The 20,376-nt window shown below is 49.2% G+C and carries 15 protein-coding genes and 2 pseudogenes; 9 read left to right on the top strand and 8 right to left on the bottom strand.

Annotated elements, in window-relative coordinates; translation table 11 throughout:
* From srfAB to AC1DN5_RS15030, 4 genes and pseudogenes are all read left to right on the top strand, one after another.
* Positions 1-2,769, top strand: a pseudogene (srfAB, locus tag AC1DN5_RS15045) (surfactin non-ribosomal peptide synthetase SrfAB); the annotation flags it as partial.
* 34 nt (positions 2,770-2,803) lie between these two features.
* Positions 2,804-6,640 carry a surfactin non-ribosomal peptide synthetase SrfAC gene (gene srfAC / locus AC1DN5_RS15040; protein WP_366969990.1) on the top strand — a complete coding sequence of 1,279 codons (3,837 nt, stop codon included), beginning with the start codon at positions 2,804-2,806 and terminating at the stop codon, positions 6,638-6,640.
* A gap of 18 nt (positions 6,641-6,658) precedes the next feature.
* Positions 6,659-7,390 carry a surfactin biosynthesis thioesterase SrfAD gene (gene srfAD, locus AC1DN5_RS15035; RefSeq protein ID WP_016937291.1) on the top strand — a complete coding sequence of 244 codons (732 nt, stop codon included), beginning with the start codon at positions 6,659-6,661 and terminating at the stop codon, positions 7,388-7,390.
* A gap of 121 nt (positions 7,391-7,511) precedes the next feature.
* The gene (locus tag AC1DN5_RS15030) at positions 7,512-8,822 is read left to right on the top strand and encodes an aminotransferase class I/II-fold pyridoxal phosphate-dependent enzyme (protein WP_016937289.1); all 1,311 of its coding nucleotides are present in this window, start codon (positions 7,512-7,514) and stop codon (positions 8,820-8,822) included.
* A 35-nt stretch (positions 8,823-8,857) separates the two neighbouring features.
* On the opposite strand, the gene AC1DN5_RS15025 is transcribed toward AC1DN5_RS15030, so the two are convergent.
* The 6 genes from AC1DN5_RS15025 to AC1DN5_RS15000 form a co-directional block, all read right to left on the bottom strand.
* The gene (locus tag AC1DN5_RS15025) at positions 8,858-9,532 is read right to left on the bottom strand and encodes a 4'-phosphopantetheinyl transferase family protein (RefSeq protein WP_327815964.1); all 675 of its coding nucleotides are present in this window, start codon (positions 9,530-9,532) and stop codon (positions 8,858-8,860) included.
* A 98-nt stretch (positions 9,533-9,630) separates the two neighbouring features.
* The gene (locus AC1DN5_RS15020; RefSeq protein WP_016937287.1) at positions 9,631-10,260 is read right to left on the bottom strand and encodes a YczE/YyaS/YitT family protein; all 630 of its coding nucleotides are present in this window, start codon (positions 10,258-10,260) and stop codon (positions 9,631-9,633) included.
* 99 nt (positions 10,261-10,359) lie between these two features.
* A complete protein-coding gene (gene tcyC, locus AC1DN5_RS15015) occupies positions 10,360-11,103 on the bottom strand; it encodes a cystine ABC transporter ATP-binding protein TcyC (protein ID WP_016937286.1) in 744 nt (247 codons plus the stop codon).
* A gap of 12 nt (positions 11,104-11,115) precedes the next feature.
* Positions 11,116-11,820, bottom strand: coding sequence for an amino acid ABC transporter permease (locus tag AC1DN5_RS15010; RefSeq protein WP_016937285.1), 705 nt, complete (start codon positions 11,818-11,820; stop codon positions 11,116-11,118).
* Positions 11,807-12,604, bottom strand: coding sequence for a cystine ABC transporter substrate-binding lipoprotein TcyA (tcyA, locus tag AC1DN5_RS15005; RefSeq protein WP_016937284.1), 798 nt, complete (start codon positions 12,602-12,604; stop codon positions 11,807-11,809). The genes AC1DN5_RS15010 and tcyA overlap by 14 nt, the downstream gene beginning before the upstream one ends.
* A gap of 129 nt (positions 12,605-12,733) precedes the next feature.
* Positions 12,734-13,606: a LysR family transcriptional regulator gene (locus AC1DN5_RS15000; protein ID WP_045926264.1), complete on the bottom strand. Its 873-nt coding sequence runs from the start codon at positions 13,604-13,606 to the stop codon at positions 12,734-12,736.
* Positions 13,607-13,690: 84 nt separating this feature from the next.
* Here AC1DN5_RS15000 and AC1DN5_RS14995 point away from each other — a divergent pair.
* The 4 genes and pseudogenes from AC1DN5_RS14995 (at position 13,691) to AC1DN5_RS14980 (ending at position 16,440) form a co-directional block, all read left to right on the top strand.
* Positions 13,691-14,310, top strand: a pseudogene (locus tag AC1DN5_RS14995) (non-oxidative hydroxyarylic acid decarboxylases subunit B).
* Between the two features lie 2 nt (positions 14,311-14,312).
* Positions 14,313-15,734: a phenolic acid decarboxylase BsdC gene (gene bsdC, locus AC1DN5_RS14990; RefSeq protein WP_016937282.1), complete on the top strand. Its 1,422-nt coding sequence runs from the start codon at positions 14,313-14,315 to the stop codon at positions 15,732-15,734.
* Between the two features lie 17 nt (positions 15,735-15,751).
* Entirely contained in the window at positions 15,752-15,979 is a 228-nt protein-coding gene (locus tag AC1DN5_RS14985; RefSeq protein WP_016937281.1) for a non-oxidative hydroxyarylic acid decarboxylases subunit D, read from the top strand.
* Complete coding sequence (locus tag AC1DN5_RS14980; RefSeq protein WP_047476204.1) at positions 15,979-16,440, top strand: hypothetical protein; 462 nt, start codon at positions 15,979-15,981, stop codon at positions 16,438-16,440. The genes AC1DN5_RS14985 and AC1DN5_RS14980 overlap by 1 nt, the downstream gene beginning before the upstream one ends.
* 43 nt (positions 16,441-16,483) lie before the next feature.
* On the opposite strand, the gene AC1DN5_RS14975 is transcribed toward AC1DN5_RS14980, so the two are convergent.
* The gene (locus AC1DN5_RS14975) at positions 16,484-17,962 is read right to left on the bottom strand and encodes a peptide MFS transporter (protein ID WP_366969989.1); all 1,479 of its coding nucleotides are present in this window, start codon (positions 17,960-17,962) and stop codon (positions 16,484-16,486) included.
* A 277-nt stretch (positions 17,963-18,239) separates the two neighbouring features.
* Here AC1DN5_RS14975 and AC1DN5_RS14970 point away from each other — a divergent pair, with 277 nt between their 5' ends.
* On the top strand, positions 18,240-19,985 hold the full coding sequence (locus AC1DN5_RS14970) for a right-handed parallel beta-helix repeat-containing protein (protein WP_366969988.1): 1,746 nt from the start codon (positions 18,240-18,242) through the stop codon (positions 19,983-19,985).
* A gap of 88 nt (positions 19,986-20,073) precedes the next feature.
* Here the strand turns inward: AC1DN5_RS14970 and AC1DN5_RS14965 are convergent, their stop codons facing one another.
* Complete coding sequence (locus AC1DN5_RS14965; RefSeq protein ID WP_016937277.1) at positions 20,074-20,295, bottom strand: YczF family membrane protein; 222 nt, start codon at positions 20,293-20,295, stop codon at positions 20,074-20,076.
* Between the last annotated feature and the right edge of the window lie 81 nt (positions 20,296-20,376).

The raw sequence follows: 20,376 nt of genomic DNA, 5'->3' as shown, positions 1-20,376 counted from the left end.
AGCCGCTCCATTCTGAGCCTGCCGCTTGATGAAAACGATGAAGCGAACCCGCAGACGGAAACAATGGCGGATCATCTCGCTTATATGATTTACACGTCAGGAACGACCGGACAGCCGAAGGGTGTCATGGTCGAACACCATGCGCTGGTAAACCTGTGCTTCTGGCATCACGACGCATTCGCCATGACGGCGGATGATAAAAGCGCCAAATACGCGGGCTTCGGTTTTGACGCCTCCATCTGGGAGATGTTCCCGACATGGACCATCGGCGCGGAGCTTCACGTCATTGACGAGGCGATCCGGCTGGATATCACCCGCTTAAATCACTATTTCGAGGAGAACGGCGTGACCATCACCTTCCTGCCGACACAGCTGGCCGAACAATTTATGGAGCTGGAAAATACCTCTCTCCGCATGCTTCTCGTCGGAGGCGACAAGCTGAAGCGGGCGGTGAAGCAGCCGTACACGATCGTCAACAACTACGGCCCGACGGARAACACCGTCGTTGCGACAAGCGGCGTCATYAATCCGGAGGAAGGATCGCTTTCGATCGGACGGGCRATTGCCAATACGAGAGCKTATATTCTCGGGGACGGCGATCAGGTGCAGCCGGAAGGCATTGCCGGTGAATTGTGCGTGGCAGGCCGCGGACTTGCGCGCGGATACCTGAACCGTGAAGAAGAAACGGCGAAGCGGTTTACCGCAGATCCGTTYGTRCCAGGCGAGCGCATGTACCGGACCGGCGACCTCGTCAAATGGAACGCGCAGTGCGGCATCGAATACATCGGCCGCATCGACCAGCAGGTCAAAGTGCGCGGCTACCGGATCGAGCTTTCAGAAATCGAAGTCCGCCTCGCGCAGCTTGCGGACGTTCATGACGCGGCGGTGACGGCGGTGGAAGACAAAGCGGGCAATACCGCGCTTTGCGCCTATGTCGCACCTCAGCAGGATGATATCGAAGCGCTCAAAGCCGCGCTGAAAGACACGCTTCCGGACTACATGGTCCCTGCGTTCTGGGTGGAGATGGACGAGCTTCCGGTCACCGTAAACGGAAAGATTGACAAAAAAGCCCTGCCGGCGCCGGACATTGAAGCGGGAAGCGCGGCGTACAAAGCGCCGGAAACAGAGATGGAGACGCTGCTTTCTGACATTTGGCAGGAAGTGCTCGGACTGGATCAGATCGGCGTAAGCGATAATTTCTTCACGCTTGGCGGCGACTCGATCAAAGGCATTCAAATGGCGAGCCGCCTGAACCAGCACGGCTACAAGCTTGAGATGAAAGACCTCTTCCAGCATCCGACCATTGAAGAGCTCGTCTCCTACGTGGAGCGGACGGAAGGCAAGCAGGCCGACCAGGGACCTGTCGAAGGCGAAGCGGAATTAACGCCGATCCAGCGCTGGTTCTTTGAGAAAAACTTTACGGACAAACACCACTGGAACCAATCCGTCATGCTTCACGCAAAAGACGGCTTTGATCCGGTTCTGGCGGAAAGAACTCTGCAAGCATTGATGGAACACCACGATGCACTGCGGATGGTTTACCGTGAAGAAAGGGAAGGCATCATTCAGACATATCTCCCTGTCAGTGAATGCAAGGCAAGCTTTGAAATCGTTGATCTGTACGGAACAGACGAAGACATGCTGAAAAGCCAGATTCAGCGGCTTGCCGATCAGCTTCAGGGCAGTCTTGATCTGAAGAACGGCCCGCTGTTAAAAGCAGAGCAATATCGGACAGAACAAGGCGACCACCTGTTAATTGCGGTTCACCATCTCGTCGTGGACGGGGTTTCATGGAGAATTTTGCTTGAGGATTTCGCTTCAGGTTATAAACAGGCGCAGCAGCAAAACAGCATCGTCCTTCCGCAGAAAACCCACTCCTTTAAGGATTGGGCAGAGGCGCTGAGCACGTTTGCGCAATCAGAAGAGCTGAAGAAGCAGGCGGATTATTGGGCGCAGGCAGATGCAGAAGAACTCCAGCCGCTGCCGAAAGACCATGAGCCGACAAAACGGCTCGTCAAACATACGGCGGCCGTGAAATGTGAACTAACCGAGGAAGAAACGGCGCAGCTGCTTACAGATGTTCATCATCCGTACGGAACGGAAATCAACGACATTCTGCTTAGCGCGCTCGGCTTAACGATCGGTGAATGGACGGAAAACGGTAAAGTCGGCATCAACTTAGAAGGACACGGCCGGGAAGAAATCATACCGAATGTCAATATTTCACGGACGGTCGGCTGGTTTACGGCCCAATATCCGTTGATTCTGCAGATCAGCAAGGAAGACGGCGTCTCTTCCGTCATTAAAACGGTAAAAGAGACGGTGCGGCGCGTACCTGATAAAGGCGTAGGGTACGGGATTCTCCGGTATCTGTCATCCGATGAAACAGAAAAAGGCGTCACGCCTGAAATCAGTTTTAACTACCTAGGGCAGTTTGACAATGAAGTGAAAACTGAATGGTTTGAACCGTCACCATATGATATGGGGCGTCAAGTCAGCGAAGAGTCAGAGGCGTTATACGCACTGAGCTTCAGCGGGATGGTTACAGGCGGCCGCTTCGTCATTTCCTGCTCATACAATCAGGAAGAATATGAAAGAAGCACAGTCGAAGCACAGATGCAGCGGTTTAAAGAAAACCTCTTAATGATCATCCGCCATTGCACGGCCAAAGAGGAGAAAGAATTTACGCCGAGCGACTTCAGCGCGCAGGATCTGGAGATGGATGAAATGGGAGACATCTTTGACATGCTTGAGGAGAATTTAACGTGACAAAAACAGTTAACAGAAGGGGGGAGCGGAGCAGATGAGCCAGTTCAAAAAAGATCAAGTTCAGGACATGTATTATTTGTCGCCGATGCAGGAGGGAATGCTGTTTCATACTCTCCTGAATCCCGGCCAAAGCTTTTATATCGAACAAATGACAATGAAAGTAAAAGGCAGCTTGAATATCAAATGCCTTGAAGAAAGCATGAATGTGATCATGGACCGGTACGATGTATTTCGTACCGTGTTCATTCACGAAAAAGTAAAAAGGCCGGTCCAAGTCGTATTGAAAAAACGGCAGTTTCATATAGAAGAAATCGATCTGGCACACTTACCGGGCAGCGAGCAAGCAGCCAAAATCAATGAATACAAAGAACAGGATAAGATCAAGGGGTTTGATTTGACGCGGGATATCCCAATGCGTGCGGCTATTTTTAAAAAAGCTGAAGAAAGTTTTGAATGGGTGTGGAGCTATCATCACATGATTTTGGACGGCTGGTGCTTTGGCATCGTCGTGCAGGATCTGTTTAAGGTATACAATGCCCTGCGCGAACAAAAGCCATACAGCCTGCCGCCGGTCAAACCATATAAGGACTATATCAAGTGGCTTGAAAAGCAGGATAAACAAGCATCACTGCATTACTGGCGCGAGTACTTAGAGGAATTTGAAGGACAAACGACATTTGCGGAGCAAAGAAAGAAACAAAAGGACGGCTATGAGCCGAAAGAGCTGCTCTTCTCACTGCCGGAGGCGGACACAAAGGCGTTTAACGAGCTTGCAAAATCACAGCATACCACTTTGAGTACGGCGCTGCAGGCAGTGTGGAGTGTATTAATCAGCCGCTACCAGCAGTCCGGCGATTTGATCTTCGGCACAGTCGTTTCCGGGCGTCCCGCAGAAATCAAAGGCGTTGAACATATGGTCGGGCTGTTTATCAATGTTGTCCCGAGGCGGGTGAAACTGTCTGAGGATACCACATTTAACGGATTGCTCAAGCAGCTGCAGGAACAATCGCTGCAGTCTGAGCCGCATCAATACGTGCCGCTCTATGACATCCAAAGCCAGGCCGATCAGCCAAAGCTGATTGACCACATCATTGTGTTTGAAAATTATCCGCTTCAGGATGCAAAAAATGAAGAAAACAATGAAAACGGCTTTGAAATGGAGGATGTCCATGTTTTTGAGAAGTCGAATTATGATCTCAACCTGATGGCTTCCCCGGGAGACGAGATGCTGATTAAGCTTGCCTATAATGAGAATGTGTTTGATGAGGCATTTATCCAGCGCTTAAAATCACAGCTTCTCACAGCGATTCAGCAGCTCATCCAGAAGCCGGATCAGCCTGTTCATACGATCAGTCTTGTTGATGAAAAGGAAAGAGAGTTTCTGCTTACAGGCTTAAACCCGCCTGCTCAAAACCATCAGGCGAAGCCTCTGACGGATTGGTTCAAAGAGGCGGTGAATGTTCATCCTGATGCGCCGGCGCTTACGTATTCCGGCCAGACTCTTTCCTATCGCGAATTAGATGAGGAAGCGAACCGCCTTGCACGCCGTTTGCAAAAGCAAGGTGCGGGTAAAGGCTCCGTTGTCGCGTTGTACACGAAGCGCTCGCTTGAACTGGTGATCGGCATTCTCGGCGTACTAAAAGCAGGAGCGGCTTATCTCCCGGTTGATCCGAAGCTGCCGGAGGACCGAATCTCGTATATGCTGACTGACAGTGATGCAGCCTGTCTGCTGACACATCAGGAGATGAAAGAAAAAGCGGATCAGCTGCCGTATACAGGAACAACACTCTTCATTGATGATCCTGCACGATTCGAAGAGCAGGCAAGCGACCCTGCAGCCGCAATTGAACCCGATGATCCGGCATATATTATGTATACGTCCGGCACAACCGGAAAGCCGAAGGGCAATATCACCACTCATGCCAATATTCAAGGATTGGTCAAGCATGTAGACTACATGGAATTTTCTGAACAAGATACGTTCTTATCCGTTTCGAATTACGCCTTTGACGCATTTACCTTTGATTTCTACGCGTCAATACTGAATGCGGCACGGCTCATTATCGCAGATGAACAGACACTGCTTGATACAGAACGGCTGACTGACTTGATCCGGCAGGAGAATGTCAATGTCATGTTTGCGACGACTGCACTTTTCAACCTTCTCACCGATGCGGGAGAGGATTGGCTGAGGGGGCTTCGCTGCGTGTTATTCGGAGGTGAGCGCGCGTCTGTGCCTCACGTCAGAAAAGCGCTTAAGATCATGGGGCCGGGCAAGCTGATTAATTGCTACGGGCCGACTGAGGGAACAGTGTTTGCGACAGCTCACGTCGTGCATGATTTACCGGATTCCATCTCTTCATTGCCGATCGGAAAGCCGATCAGCAATGCCAGTGTTTATATTCTTAACGAGCAAAATCAGCTTCAGCCATTTGGAGCTGTCGGTGAACTGTGCATCAGCGGAATGGGTGTATCAAAAGGGTATCTGAACCGTCATGATCTGACGGAGAAAATGTTTATCCCAAATCCGTTCAAGCCGGGAGAAACGCTTTACCGCACAGGGGATTTGGCACGCTGGCTGCCGGATGGGACGATTGAATACGCCGGTCGAATTGACGATCAGGTCAAAATTCGCGGACACCGGATCGAGCTTGAAGAAATTGAAAAGCAGCTGCAGGAATATCCGGGTGTGAAAGATGCGGTTGTTGTTGTTGACCGCCACGAGTCTGGAGATGCATCAATCAACGCCTACCTCGTGAACCGGGCGCAGCTGTCAGCCGAAGACGTAAAGGCGCACCTGAAAAAACAGCTTCCTGCTTACATGGTGCCGCAAACCTTTACTTTCTTAGAGGAGCTTCCTTTAACGACAAACGGGAAGGTCAATAAACGGATGCTGCCAAAACCTGATCCCGCTCAGCTGGCGAAAGAATGGATTGGGCCCCGAAATGCGACGGAAGAAATGATTGCACACATCTGGTCCGAAATTCTCGGCAGACAGCAGATAGGCATTCATGATGATTTCTTTGCACTCGGCGGGCACTCCTTAAAAGCGATGACGGCTGCGTCCCGTATTAAAAAAGAGCTCGGTACGGATATCCCGGTGAAGCTGTTGTTCGAAGCGCCGACAATCGCAGGCATTGCCGATTATCTGATTCACGGTGAAGAAAAAGGGATGAAAGACCTCACCATCATGAATAAAAATCAGTCTGACACACTGTTTGCGTTCCCGCCTGTTCTCGGTTACGGGCTGATGTACCAGCCGCTGGCAAAACATCTGTCCGGCTATAGAATCTGCGCGTTCGATTTTATCGAGGAAGACAGCCGTATCGAACGCTACACAGAGCTGATCAATCAGCTGCAGCCGGAAGGCCCGGTCAAGCTGTTCGGATACTCGGCAGGATGCACGCTTGCCTTTGAAACCGCCAAACGGCTTGAAGCCGAAGGACGTAAAGTGGAGCGGCTGATCATGGTTGATTCCTATAAAAAACAAGGCGTCAGCGACTTGGAAGGCCGCACAGTAGAAAGTGATGTCGAGGCGCTGATGAAGGTAAACAGGGACAATGAAGCACTGAATAACGAAGCCGTCAAAGAAGGACTCGCCAAAAAAACAAATGCATTTTATTCTTATTTCGTGCATGCCGTCAGCACCGGCACCGTCAATGCGGACATAGATCTATTAACATCAGAACCGGACTTTGCGATGCCGCCGTGGCTCGCTTCGTGGGAGGAAGCTACGGCAGGTGAATACCGTGTGAAAAAAGGCTGCGGCACTCACGCAGAAATGCTTCAGGGTGAATGTCTCGAAAGGAATGCGGCATTTTTGCTCGAATTCCTAAGAAATGAACATCTGAAGCTGACAACTTCACGATAGAAAAGGAGGAAGCCGCTAATGGTCCAGCTCTTTAAATCGTTCGATACCACAGAAAAAACGCAGCTCATCTGTTTTCCGTTCGCAGGAGGCTATTCAGCATCATTCCGCCCGCTCCACACCTATCTCCAAGGTGAATGTGAGATGCTTGCCGCGGAACCGCCTGGACACGGGACGAATCAAATGTCCGCCGTTGAGGATTTTGAACAGCTCGTCAGCTTGTACAAGCAGGAGCTGAATCTCCGTCCTGACCGTCCGTTTGTGCTGTTCGGGCACAGTATGGGAGGCATGGTCGCTTTCAGGCTGGCGCAAAAGCTGGAGCGGGAAGGCATTTACCCTGAGGCCGTGATCATCTCAGCCATTCAGCCGCCGCATGCGGAAAGAAAAAAGGTTTCTCATCTTGATGATGAAAAATTTCTCGCCCATATTATCGAGCTTGGCGGAATGCCGCAGGAGTTAGTGGAAAATAAGGAGGTCATGTCATTTTTCCTGCCTTCTTTCAGATCCGACTACCGCGCGCTTGAAAGCTTCCGGCCGTCTGATCTTCACACCATTCAATCACCCGTCCATATTTTTAATGGGCGGAAGGATAAAAAATGTATCAAAGATGCGGACGGATGGAAAAAATGGGCCGCAAATCCCGTATTTCACGAGTTTTCGGACGGCCACATGTTCATATTAAGTGAAACTGCAAAAGTGGCGGAACGAATCTATGAGATTATTAACAGGAGCACTGCAGGCCAATTGTTATAGGTTATGACAGACAGCATTCGCTGTCTGTTTTTTGTAACAAAATCTGCCCGATCGTTTTCTCATTTATCAAAAATTTTATGTTATGATTTGATGGAATATAATTTTGAAGGGATTGTCGTACATGAATGATGCAGCAAAAGAGCTGAACAGAACATTATCTGAAGAAAACCCGCACGTGCTTCATATGCTTTCTGATTTGGGCAAAGATTTGTTTTATCCGAAAGGGGTGCTGACGCAATCAGCGGAAGCGAAAGCCAAGGCCGGAAAGTATAATGCCACGATCGGAATCGCCACCTCACAAGGGGAGTCCATGCACTTTTCCCATATTCAAGAGACATTGTCCGCCTATAACCCCGATGATATCTACGATTATGCTCCGCCGCAGGGAAAAGAGCCGCTCAGACAGGAATGGCTGAAAAAAATGCGTCTCGAAAATCCTTCATTAGCCGGCAAAGACATCAGCACGCCGATCGTGACAAACGCTTTGACACACGGGCTGAGCATTGCCGCCGACTTGTTCGTCAATGAAGGGGATACGCTCCTTCTCCCTGATAAATATTGGGGGAATTACAACTTCATTTTCGGTGTCCGGCGCAAGGCATCTATTGAGACGTACCCGCTCTTTCAGCACGATGGGCGTTTTAATGCGGCAGGGCTGTCCGAGCTGCTGAAAAAGCAGGAAGAGAAGGCGATTGTCGTGCTGAATTTCCCGAATAATCCGACAGGCTATACGCCGGGAGAAGAGGAAGCGTCAGAAATCGTCAGCGTGATCTTGGAGGCGGCGGAGGCCGGCAAAGAGATTGTCGTGCTCGTAGACGATGCGTATTACAATCTGTTTTACGATGAAACGGCCATTCAGGAATCCATCTTCAGCAAACTCGCCCAAGTGCACGACCGGGTGCTTTGCGTGAAAATAGACGGCGCGACGAAGGAAAATTACGCGTGGGGCTTCCGCGTCGGTTTTATTACGTACAGCACAAAAAGCGAAAAAGCGCTGCGCGTGCTCGAGGAAAAAACAAAAGGGATTATCAGAGGGACGATTTCAAGCGCCCCGCACCCTTCCCAAACGTTTATGCTGCGGGCGATGCAGTCACCGGAATACGAAAAAGAAAAATCGCTGAAATATAACATTATGAAAAAACGGGCTGACAAAGTAAAAGCCGTTCTTGCAGAAAACAAGCACTATGAAGACGTATGGACGCCTTATCCGTTTAACTCGGGCTATTTCATGTGTGTCCGGCTGAAAGATATAAACGCCGGTGAATTGAGAGTCTCATTGCTTGAAAAAAGAGGAATCGGGACGATATCCATCAATGAGACGGATTTGCGAATCGCATTTTCATGCGTCGAAGAAGAACACATCGCGGATCTGTTCGAAGAAATTTATCAAGAAGCAAAGCAGCTGCAGAAACAGGCGGAAATATCAGGCTGACAAAAAAGGAGGGGGACACCCTCCTTTTTCTATTTTTACCGCAGCTCTTCATACGTTTTCATCTCAATTCCGTCACAAAAATTGGGATGAGCCGCACAAACGGCCAGCTTATATTCCTCGTCCGCATCATATGTGCGGATGAAACAAGGTTCATGTCCGTCCGGGAGCTCAATGGACACATGGCCGTCGTCTTTGAGGCGGACGCTGAATGAATCAAGCGGCAGGGAAAGCCCTTTTCCGGCCTGTTTGATAAAGCTTTCTTTCATCGACCACAGGTGGTAAAAATAATCGGTCTGCCGGTCAGGGTGTTTTGCTTGCAGATCACTGTATTCCGTCGGCGAAAAAAACCGTTTGGCGATATCAATCGTGCCGGGCTTCATTTTTTCAATATCAATGCCGATCGGTTTTGAATCAATGGCACACACGACCCAGCGCCCGGAGTGGGAAATGTTAAAGTGCATGTCCGGAAGCGCGGGGATATACGGTTTTCCGTATTCCTGGACGCTGAATGAAATCGCGGCCGGATCAAGTCCGTAAGCCTTCCCCGCGGCGGTGCGGATCAGCATATCGCCGATCAAGGTGCGGTGAGCATCCTCCTTATGGTAAAAGCGCCGGCATTTTTCCCGCTTATTGGCGGACACGGCCGCCATCATCCGATCTTCTTCTACTGGAGAAAGCGGCCGGTCCATATATACTCCGTAAATCTTCATGTCCAGATCCTCCGTCTGCAAATATTGTCAAAACCATCCTATCATATCAGACGCAAGCTGTCCGAAAATAAAAAAACAAAACCATTTCGGCTTTGTTTTTAATGAACGGACGTTGCCCGCCCTGAGATCGCATATGTTAACAGTTTAGAGGACTGCGGCAAAGAAAAGCGCAGAATCAGCCCCGTCAAAACCGCCGTAATAATCGTGCCGGCTCCGATCGGTCCGCCCATCGTCCAAGCTGCGGCCAGAACCGTCAGCTCAATGCCGTTCCGCACCCATTGCACGTTCCAGCCCGTTTTTTCAGATATCAGCATCATCAGAGAGTCCCGGGGGCCCGCACCGAGCCCGGCTGATACGTAAACCCCGACGCCGCAGCCGATCAGCAGCAATCCGAAAGAGAAAAACACGGCTGCTAAGGAAAAAGCGTGCGCCTCAGGAAGCAGAAACGAAAAGAAATCAATAAACATTCCCATCAGCACCATATTCAAGATGGCGCCGATTTTCGGGAGCGTCCTCGTGAACAGGCAGGTTAAAACGACGATCACCGCGCCGACCAAGATGGACCATTGGCCGACGGAAAGCCCGAAATGCTGAAAAAGCCCATAATGAAAGGCATCCCAAGGGCTGATGCCGAGAGCTTTTCCTTTAATGGTTAAAGATACCCCGAAAGACAAAATCAACAGACCGGCAAAATAAAACGTCCAGCGCATCACGAATTCCCGCTTCAAAGAGGTCCCTTCTTTCATAAAATCTCATTAATTGTCATTGTAGCATAAACGCCGAAAAAAAGAAGAAGCGAAATCAGTGTTTCGCTTCTTCTCCGGCTCCTACAAAGGATTCAGTATACGATTTAAGAACCGCTGCGTACGTTCTTCTTTCGGCGCGGAAAAAATTTGGGCCGGCGGTCCTTGTTCCACAATGACGCCGCCGTCAATGAAGATGACCTCATCGGCCACTTCCTGCGCGAATTTGATTTCATGCGTGACGACAACCATCGTCCACCCTTCGTTCGCCAAATCCTTAATGACTTTAAGCACCTCGCCGACCAGCTCCGGATCAAGCGCTGACGTCGGTTCGTCAAACAGCATCAGCTCGGGCTGAATCGCAAGCGCGCGGGCGATACCGACACGCTGCTGCTGACCGCCGGAAAGCTGGAACGGGTATAAGTTCATTTTGTCTTTCAGCCCGACTTTTTCAAGAAGCTCCATCGCTTCTTTTCTGACTTGCTCCTTGTCGCGCTTTTGCACTTGAATGGGTCCTTCCATGACGTTTTCAAGCGCCGTGCGGTGAGGAAACAGATGATACGCCTGAAAGACCATGCCTGATTTGCGGCGGAGGCGGAGGATATCAGCCTGCTTCACTTTTTTAGAGAAATCTATAGAAAAATCGGAGAATGCCAGCTCGCCGCGGTTGGGGATCTCAAGCGCGTTCAGACAGCGCAGAAGCGTCGTTTTTCCTGAACCGGACGGTCCCAGAATGGCGATGACTTTCCCTTTTTCTATCTCCATATCTATCGTTTTTAAAATTTCATTCTGGCCGAATGATTTATTCAATCCTTTGACGAAAAGCATATCGAAACCTCCTTATTTGGCCACATAACGGTCGAGACGCCGTTCGATCACATGCTGTACGATAGACAGCAAGAAGCAGATGATCCAATAAATAAAGGCGGCTTCAATATAGATGACCAAGATTTGATCAAGGTTTTGCGCACCGATCTCCTGCGCTTTTCTGAACAGCTCCGCGACAAGAATCTGTGACGCGAGAGATGTATCCTTGATCAGGCTGATAAATGTATTTGATAATGGCGGAATGGACACGCGAAACGCCTGCGGCAGGATCACGCGGAACAATGTCTTGCGATAGGTCATGCCGATCGTATAACCGGCTTCCCATTGCCCTTTCGGCACGGATGAAATAGATGCCCGGATGATTTCAGAAGCATAGGCGCCCACGTTTAATGAAAACGCGATGACTGCGCTTGGGAAAGGGTCCAGCGTAATATTAAAGGTCGGGAACAGATAAAAAATGATGAACAATTGAACGAGAAGAGGAGTGCCGCGCACTGCTGATACGTATACGCTGAACACCCATCTCAATGGTTTCATATTTGACATTCTGGCGAGCGCCGTAATCAGCGCGATGATCATTCCGAAAATAAAGGAAAGAATAGTAAGGGGAATCGAGTAATAGATTCCCCCGGAAAGAATCGGCCAGAATGACTGCTGCACCAGGTCCCAAGGAATGGCTGCCGCAATCACCGGCTCGGGCATGTTACTTAGAAACATCTTCGCCGAACCATTTTTTAGCTATTTTAGAAAGAGTCCCGTCCTCTTTCATGTCTTTTAACGCTTTGTTGACGTGAGTCACAAGTTCGCCGCTTCCTTTTCGGAATGCGAAATATGTCTGTTGCGGCTGGCCTGCTTCAAACGCGATTTTCACGTTTTTATTGCCGGACGTTTTTAAGTAGTTCAGTACGGCAAGTTTATCGTTGTAAGTCAGATCAGCGCGGCCCTGCTGAATGAGCTGAAGGGATTGCGCCATGCCTTCAACGCCTTCAACTTTCGCTCCGGCATCTTTCGCTAATTTATTGTAATTGCTTGTTAATGATTGAGCCGCTGTTTTTCCTTTGACATCAGCTTCTTTCGCAATCGTGCTGTCTTTTTTCGTCACGACGACAGCATTTGACGTTGTGTATTTATCAGAAAAATCATATTGGTTCTCACGGCCTGTTTTGCCGACTTGGTTGGCGACGACGTCAAACCGTTTCGAGTTTAAACCGGCAAACATGCTGTCCCATTGCGTTTCTTTGAAGTCAGCTTTCAGACCGAGACGTTTCGCGACTTCTTGAATCACTTCCACATCATATCCGGTCAGTTTATCAGTCTTTTTATCATGGAAGGTAAACGGTTCGTACGTTCCTTCTGTACCGACGGTCAGTACGCCTTTTTTCTTGACAGAAGCCCAAAGATCGCTGTCTTTTGACTTAGATCCGCTGCCCTGTGAGTTTCCGCAGGCTGCAAGCACCGCGATGCTGACCATCATGAATAAAGCGAACAATGCTTTTTTCATCTTCTTTATTCCCCACTTTTCTGAGTAGTTTTATTGAGAAAAAATAGCTCCCAATTGTAAAGGATAACTTTTTTTTAGTATGAGTCAAGTAATTGGTTTTCATGAGTGTGAAATCTCCGTGTTTCACGATCAAAATAATTCCAAAAACTGTCTGACCGGCTTCGGGAGATAGCTGTCTTTTCTCCAGATGACGGCCGGCGTCATGACAAACGGGTTGTCCTCGATGATAACCGTTTTGACATGCGAACGCATATGGACGGGAATCATCGTCAAAGGCAGAATCGTGGCGCCGAATCCTGATGATACGAGGCTCAAGAGCGTCGCGGAATCATGGCATTCACAGACAACCCGTAGGTCAAGATCGTACTGTTCACAAACATGGAGGACTTGATCATACACACCCCTTCCATTGACGGTGCGCAAAAGGATCAGAGGCAAAGAGGCGATATCATTCAGCTTAATCGTTTCACCGCACAGACGTTTCGTATGCTCGGACAGCACCAAGACGCACGGAATGTCTTCAAGTTCCTTCGATTCAATGCCATCGTTTTTAATTAAGGTGGTGGTGACGGCGGCGTCAATCTGTCTGGATTCCAATAGCTCCAGCAGTGAGACGGGTTCATCTTCCCAAATGTTAAAGGTGAGATGCGGATACCGTTCTTTCATCTGTGACACTTTTTCAAGCATGAGCGCGGCACAGTAAATGGTTGACCCTACGGCAAGCGTGCCGGCCACTTCCTCCTTCAGCTCTTGTACCTCGATAATGGCGTCCTCAAACTTATGAAGAATCTCTTTTGCTCTTTTCAAAAAGACATTTCCTTCATATGTAAGGGTCATTTGTTTCTTTTTATTGCGGTCAAACAGGATGACGCCCAATTCATCTTCCAGCTGTTTCAGCTGTCTGCTTAACGGCGGCTGCGCCATATGAAGCTTTTTGGCGGCCGTCGTGATTTTCTGCTCTTGGGCGATGGTGACGAAATAACGCAATTGCCTGATATCCATGAACAACGCTCCTTTATTTTATACCTTTAAAGTATGATACATAGATTTAACGAATATTTTTCATATGGATATATCAGGAGTATGATGGTTTTGACACCATATTTCAAGCGTAAAGGAGGGTCAATATGAAGCTCGTCATCGGAATGACCGGGGCTACGGGGGCCATATTCGGGATCAGGCTTTTAGAATATTTAAAAGCCGCGGAGATCGAAACCCATCTTGTCGTGTCACCTTGGGCAAATGTCACCATCACACATGAAACCGATTATACGTTAAAAGATGTCGAGAAACTGGCGTCCTATACGTATTCTCACAAAGACCAGGCGGCGGCGATTTCAAGCGGCTCGTTTGAAACGGACGGGATGATCATCGCTCCGTGCAGCATGAAATCACTTGCAAGCATCCGCACCGGAATGGCTGACAATCTGCTGACAAGAGCGGCAGACGTCATCCTGAAAGAGCGGAAAAAACTTGTGCTGCTGACAAGAGAAACGCCGCTCAGCCAAATTCATTTAGAAAATATGCTAGCGCTTACAAAAATGGGTTCCGTCATTCTTCCGCCGATGCCGGCCTTTTACAACAAGCCGGCTGACATGGACGAATTGATTGACCACATCGTGTTCCGGACGCTCGACCAGTTCGGGATCCGTCTGCCGGAAGCGAAACGGTGGTACGGAATTGAAAAACAAAAAGGAGGAATCTGATAATGGCCTATCAGGATTTTAGGGAATTTCTCGCCGCTCTTGAAAAAGAAGGGCAGCTGTTGACAGTCAACGAAGAGGTAAAACCGGAGCCGGATCTGGGCGCCGCCGCGCGTGCAGCCAGCAACCTCGGGGATAAAACCCCCGCGCTTTTGTTTAACAATATTTACGGACATCACCATGCGCAGGTCGCCCTGAATGTCATCGGCTCATGGCCGAATCACGCGATGATGCTGGGCATGCCGAAAGATACGCCTGTAAAAGAACAATTCTTTGAGTTCGCCAAACGGTACGATTCATTCCCGGTAGCGGTCAAACGTGAAGAAACCGCGCCGTTTCATGAAAATGAAATTACTGAGGACATCAACCTTTTTGACATCCTTCCGCTATTCAGAATCAACCAGGGGGACGGCGGCTATTACTTGGATAAAGCGTGCGTCATTTCCCGCGATCTTGAAGATCCGGACAATTTCGGCAAGCAGAATGTCGGCATTTACAGAATGCAGGTGAAGGGAAAAGACCGTCTCGGCATTCAGCCCGTGCCTCAGCATGATATTGCGATTCATCTTCGCCAGGCTGAAGAACGCGGCGTCAATCTCCCCGTTACGATCGCGCTTGGCTGTGAGCCGGTGATTACGACGGCCGCGTCAACTCCGCTGCTATACGATCAATCCGAGTATGAGATGGCCGGCGCGATTCAAGGGGAGCCCTACAGAATCGTCAAATCTAAGCTGTCTGATTTAGACATCCCTTGGGGCGCCGAAGTCGTTCTGGAAGGAGAGATCCTTGCGGGAGAACGGGAATACGAAGGCCCTTTCGGTGAGTTCACGGGCCATTATTCAGGCGGCCGCAGCATGCCGGTCATCAAAATCAAACGGGTATATCATAGAAACAATCCGATCTTTGAACATTTATACTTAGGCATGCCGTGGACGGAGTGCGATTATATGATCGGCATTAATACGTGCGTGCCGCTTTACCAGCAGCTGAAGGAAGCCTACCCGAACGAAATCGTCGCCGTCAACGCGATGTATACGCACGGCCTGATCGCCATCATTTCAACGAAAACACGCTACGGCGGCTTTGCCAAGGCGGTCGGCATGCGCGCCCTGACGACGCCGCACGGACTCGGCTACTGCAAAATGGTCATTGTCGTGGATGAGGATGTCGATCCGTTTAACCTCCCGCAAGTCATGTGGGCGCTCTCAACGAAAATGCATCCGAAACACGACGCAGTCATCATTCCTGACCTGTCCGTCCTTCCGCTTGACCCGGGATCTGATCCGGCTGGGATGACACACAAAATGATTCTTGACGCCACGACGCCTGTCGCGCCGGAAACAAGAGGCCATTATTCGCAGCCGCTTGATTCTCCGCTGACAACGAAAGAGTGGGAACAAAAACTGATGGACTTAATGAATCAATAAGAAAGGATGAGTTTGCTATGAAAACATGCCCGCGCTGTGAATCGAAAAAAGGAGAAACCGTCAGCCAATCGCCGGTCAAAGGCGCTTGGGAAATATACCAATGCCAAACCTGCTTTTTCACATGGAGATCCTGTGAACCGGAAAGCATCACCAATCCGGCGGCGTTCAACCCGGCATTTAAAATTGATCCGAAAGAAACGGAGACGGCCACACATGTTCCCGCTGTCCCGGAAAGAAAAGCGTAATGCTGACGGAGCACTTGCCGGCGGCGCTTTACACGCTTTTAGACGGAACGGAGCTTGAAAAAAAACAGCACGACGCATTTGTGCTGCAATCTGTCACAAAAGAAGGCCGTCCGCACGCGGCCATGATCAGCGCCGGTGAAATACTGGCTGTAAGCCGCACAAATCTCCGGCTTGCCTTATGGAAAAACACGACGACCGTAAACAGCCTGCTGCATTCGGGACAAGCTCTTTTCATCGCCTGGCACGGAGGAGCCGCATATTACGTGACATTGGAATGTGAGGCGCTTCCGCCGCTGAAAGAGGCGAAATACGAAAGGGAGCGGTTCAGCTGCCGCGTGATCACCGTCAAGGAAGATCGGGCGAAATACGCGGATCTGACATCCGGACCGGTCATCCGGCTTCACGAGCCGGAAGGTGTCCTGAAGAGGTGGAGCGAAACGCTTGAGGAATTAAAACGATAGACGCACAAAAAAAGCCTGCGGACGGTTCCGCAGGCTTTTTTAGTTATTGTACGCCTTTCATCGCCCGTTTAATAACAGGAGAAAGAAGTACTAAAATAATACCGAGAATGATCGAAATAAGACCGATTGAGCCGAAGTAGGCCGCTTCAGAAACCTTATCAAACAAACCGACTACTTTTGCGTTCAAGGCTTGACCGCAGGCATTTGTTAAGAACCACATGCTCATGGTCTGCGCTGAGAAGGCGGCCGGCGCGAGCTTCGTTGTGACGGATAAACCGACCGGTGAAAGACAAAGCTCACCAAGCACAACCAAAAGGAAGCTGAGCACAAGCCAAAGCGGGCTCACAAGCTCACCGCTTCCGCCCATAACCGGAAGCACCATGACTAAAAATGACAATCCGGCAAGAATAATGCCGATCGCGAATTTAATCGGTGTTGAAGGCTGGCGTTTGCCGAGCTTCAGCCAGATCCAAGCGAATACCGGTGCGAAAATGACGATGAATAATGGGTTCAGAGACTGGAACCATGATGACTCAAGATGTATGCCCGCAAAAGAAAGTCTCGTGCGCTGATCGGCATATAAAGCAAGAATCGTCGCGCCCTGCTCCTGAATCGCCCAGAACATAACCGCCGCAATAAACAGCGGAATATAAGCCGCAAGCCGTGATTTCTCCGTTTTTGTCGCTTTTTTGCTCATGAACATCACAATAAAGTAAATAATCGGAATGGCAATGCCGAGGATACTGACGATGTCAATCACACGCTGGATCGTCAGCCAGCCGGTTTGAATCAGAACGATGATAACCGCTGCTGCGATGATTATTCCGATTCCCGTTCCGATCACTGATGATTTAGAAATCGGATTCGGTACATTGGAGCCTGCTTTGCCGAGGTATTTCTTTCTCGTAAGAGCGAAAACAATCAGTCCGAGGAACATACCGGCCGCGGCGCATCCGAAGCCTAAGTGGTAGTTGTACTTCTGTCCGAGTGTTCCGACAATTAGCGGCGCAAGCAATCCGCCGAGGTTGATCCCCATGTAAAAGATACTGAAACCTGAGTCGCGGCGCTCGTCTTCCTTCGTATATAAAGCTCCGACAACGCTGGATACGTTTGGTTTAAGCAGGCCGGTTCCGATAATGATCAGAGTCATGCTTGTAAAAAACGCCGCCGTGCTGCCAGGGAAGGCAAGAGCGATGTGCCCGAACATAATTAAAATTCCGCCGTAAAAAACGGTGTTTGCCGTACCGAATACCCGGTCGGCCAGCCACCCGCCGATGACGCTCGACATGTATACGAGAGACCCGTATATGGACATGATGGCAACTGCGGTGGTTTTATCAAATCCGAGACCGCCATGAGCGACTTCCGTGTATAAATAGTAAAGCAGTATAGCTCTCATACCATAGTAGGAGAAACGCTCCCAAAATTCAGTAAAAAACAGTGTGAACAGGCCGCGGGGATGACCGAAAAAGCCTCGTTGCGGCACAGTTTCTGTTATAGATTCCTTTTCAATAGATGCCACCTGAGCCAACCCTTTCTTAAAAAAGTGTATTACAAAAATCATATTCTTATATAATACTTGTGTCAATATAATTTATACTGAATTCAAAAAATTCCAGAATGAAAAGATATTAAAACGTTGAATATAGATGGATTTTCCTAATTCCAATGGCTTATTTTGTCATATAATCTGACTAAACTATCTATATAAACTTTTTTAATAAAATTTAAAGTATGTACAGGCGGAGCGGATTATGACGGAATAAGATGAAATAAGAGAGGAAGGAGGAGATTATTACTTGCCGAATCGTATTTTAGATATAACGGATTGCGGTGTGGCAGCAGACGGGACTGCCGATGTGACGGCCGCCATCAATCAATGCTTGGCCAAGGCCGTCAGCGAGGGCAGTCATACGGTGTTTTTTCCGCCCGGAACATATAAAATTAACGGCACGCTCGGCGGTGACAAAAGCCAGCCGTTTAGGAACGCGGGAATTAATGTGCCGAGCCATCTCTCCATCATCATGGATCCGGAATGCACGATTAAAGTGGCGCCGAACAGCTCCTGGGGTTATTCGGCTTTCTATATAGGCAGGCGGGAAAATGTCACCATCACCGGCGGCCGCATCATCGGGGAACGGGATGAACACACGTATACCAATGTTCCTTTACGGTCGACTCATGAATGGGGGTTTGGCATCTGTATTGAAGGCAGCAGCAATGTGCTGATCGAAAATGTGAAAATATCGAATTTTACGGGAGACGGCATTATTGTCAGCCCGCTCGGTTTAAAAACAAACAGTGATTACGAAACATCAGAACATGTGACCATCCGCCGCTGTGAGATCAGGGAGTCAAGACGGAACAACATTTCAATCACCGGCTGCAATACCATTATGGTGGAAGAATGCGTGATCGAAGACGCCGGGCAAGGGAACGGAACGGCTCCGAAATTCGGAATCGACATTGAATCGTACGGAGAAGGCGATGTTGATTATGAAGAGGCTCTTCACATCACCATCCGAAACAACTTCTTTTACGGAAACGCCGCAAGCTCAGTCACCAACTTTAACGGATATCATGTGTTAATTGAAGGAAATCATTCCGACAACACAATCAGCTACGGATACAGCGCACATACCGTCATTTCCGGGAATGTTCTCTTTTGGTCAAACGGCGGCTCAAGGACCGGAATCGCCGGACAAGGTGTCTCCCAAGGGCAGGACAGCAGCAATGCCGTCATTTCCAACAATCTGATTACCGGTTTTTCCACGGGAATAGATGTAAGAGGAAAAAGCGTCCTGGTCACTCACAACAAAATCAATCAATTTGAAAATGCGGGTATTTCCGTCTATCAGGCGGAAGATGTGACCGTTGACGGCAATGTCATTGAAAACGGACGTTCCGAAACGAGACGAAGCACGGGGATGCGGGCGACGCTCTCGGACAACGCCGTCTTTATGAATAACACACTGAATCAGGTAACAGACGGAATCAGCATGTCAGCCGGCAATATCACCGTAAAACAGAATGTGCTGAAATCATTCAGCCGGGGCATATGGGTCACAGGCGGAAATGCCGTCATTGAAGGAAATACGCTCATCCCGAATGCGTTTCAGGGCGCCGCGGAGTCCTATGCCGTATCTGTTACAAATGACGCCAGGGCTGTCATCAAGGGAAATCTCTTCAAAAGCTACAAAAACTACCCCATTTTCAGTTCAACATCCTCAGGGACCTCTGTCATCGGCAACCGCTTTGAATCATCACCGCTTATCGTTACCGTGTATCTGAACTCAGGCACGCATGAAGTCATAGACAATACGATCACGATCAACCGAACGGCGGGCAGCCCGATCGGCATCTATTTGAACGGTGCCTCCAATTCCCTCATTTCGGGCAATACCATCAACAACCTTTCCGCCGCTTCTGCTTCCGCCATCCAAACCAGTTCCTCGGCAAGCACCAAAATCATCGGCAATCGCATTATCAAAGGCATCATTGTGAAACACACGACAGATACGGAAATCGGAAATATCGTCATCTGAAAACAATCCCCGCCGGAAAAATAAAAAGAACACATGAACTCCGACAAAGGGAGGGATGTGTTCTTTTTTGACACCATACAGACGTCTGTCAGGCATCTTTTTTACCTGATTTATATAAAGCCAGCATTTCTTTCATTAAAAAGAGGGCGAAGAAAAACAGCATCAGCCATTCCGAGAAGGTCATCAATTTAAAAGCGGACAGGTTGTTTCGAACCGCTCCATAGAGACTGAATCCTTGCAGCATATCCATTCCTATCGAAATCATCAGACAGAAAGCCAGCAAAAAAATTGAAACCCCCAATATTTTCATGCACATCACTCTCCCTTTTTATCCTTTTCGATTACGCAAAACTTATACAGACTATCCGCCGTGCATAATCTTTTGCCGTAC

It is taken from the genome of Bacillus sp. 01N42_2, assembly GCF_056399565.1.
The sequence above is the reverse complement of the archived record's forward strand: the minus strand, read 5'-3'. Positions and strand labels throughout refer to the sequence as shown.

Bases quoted from the DNA above. Each gene is read 5' to 3' on its own strand.
- srfAC (WP_366969990.1), top strand. From the start codon at position 2,804: ATGAGCCAGTTCAAAAAAGATCAAGTTCAGGACATGTATTATTTGTCG.
- srfAD (WP_016937291.1), top strand. From the start codon at position 6,659: ATGGTCCAGCTCTTTAAATCGTTCGATACCACAGAAAAAACGCAGCTC.
- AC1DN5_RS15030 (WP_016937289.1), top strand. From the start codon at position 7,512: ATGAATGATGCAGCAAAAGAGCTGAACAGAACATTATCTGAAGAAAAC.
- AC1DN5_RS15025 (WP_327815964.1), bottom strand. From the start codon at position 9,532: ATGAAGATTTACGGAGTATATATGGACCGGCCGCTTTCTCCAGTAGAA.
- tcyC (WP_016937286.1), bottom strand. From the start codon at position 11,103: ATGCTTTTCGTCAAAGGATTGAATAAATCATTCGGCCAGAATGAAATT.
- AC1DN5_RS15010 (WP_016937285.1), bottom strand. From the start codon at position 11,820: ATGTTTCTAAGTAACATGCCCGAGCCGGTGATTGCGGCAGCCATTCCT.
- tcyA (WP_016937284.1), bottom strand. From the start codon at position 12,604: ATGAAAAAAGCATTGTTCGCTTTATTCATGATGGTCAGCATCGCGGTG.
- AC1DN5_RS15000 (WP_045926264.1), bottom strand. From the start codon at position 13,606: ATGGATATCAGGCAATTGCGTTATTTCGTCACCATCGCCCAAGAGCAG.
- bsdC (WP_016937282.1), top strand. From the start codon at position 14,313: ATGGCCTATCAGGATTTTAGGGAATTTCTCGCCGCTCTTGAAAAAGAA.
- AC1DN5_RS14985 (WP_016937281.1), top strand. From the start codon at position 15,752: ATGAAAACATGCCCGCGCTGTGAATCGAAAAAAGGAGAAACCGTCAGC.
- AC1DN5_RS14980 (WP_047476204.1), top strand. From the start codon at position 15,979: ATGCTGACGGAGCACTTGCCGGCGGCGCTTTACACGCTTTTAGACGGA.
- AC1DN5_RS14965 (WP_016937277.1), bottom strand. From the start codon at position 20,295: ATGAAAATATTGGGGGTTTCAATTTTTTTGCTGGCTTTCTGTCTGATG.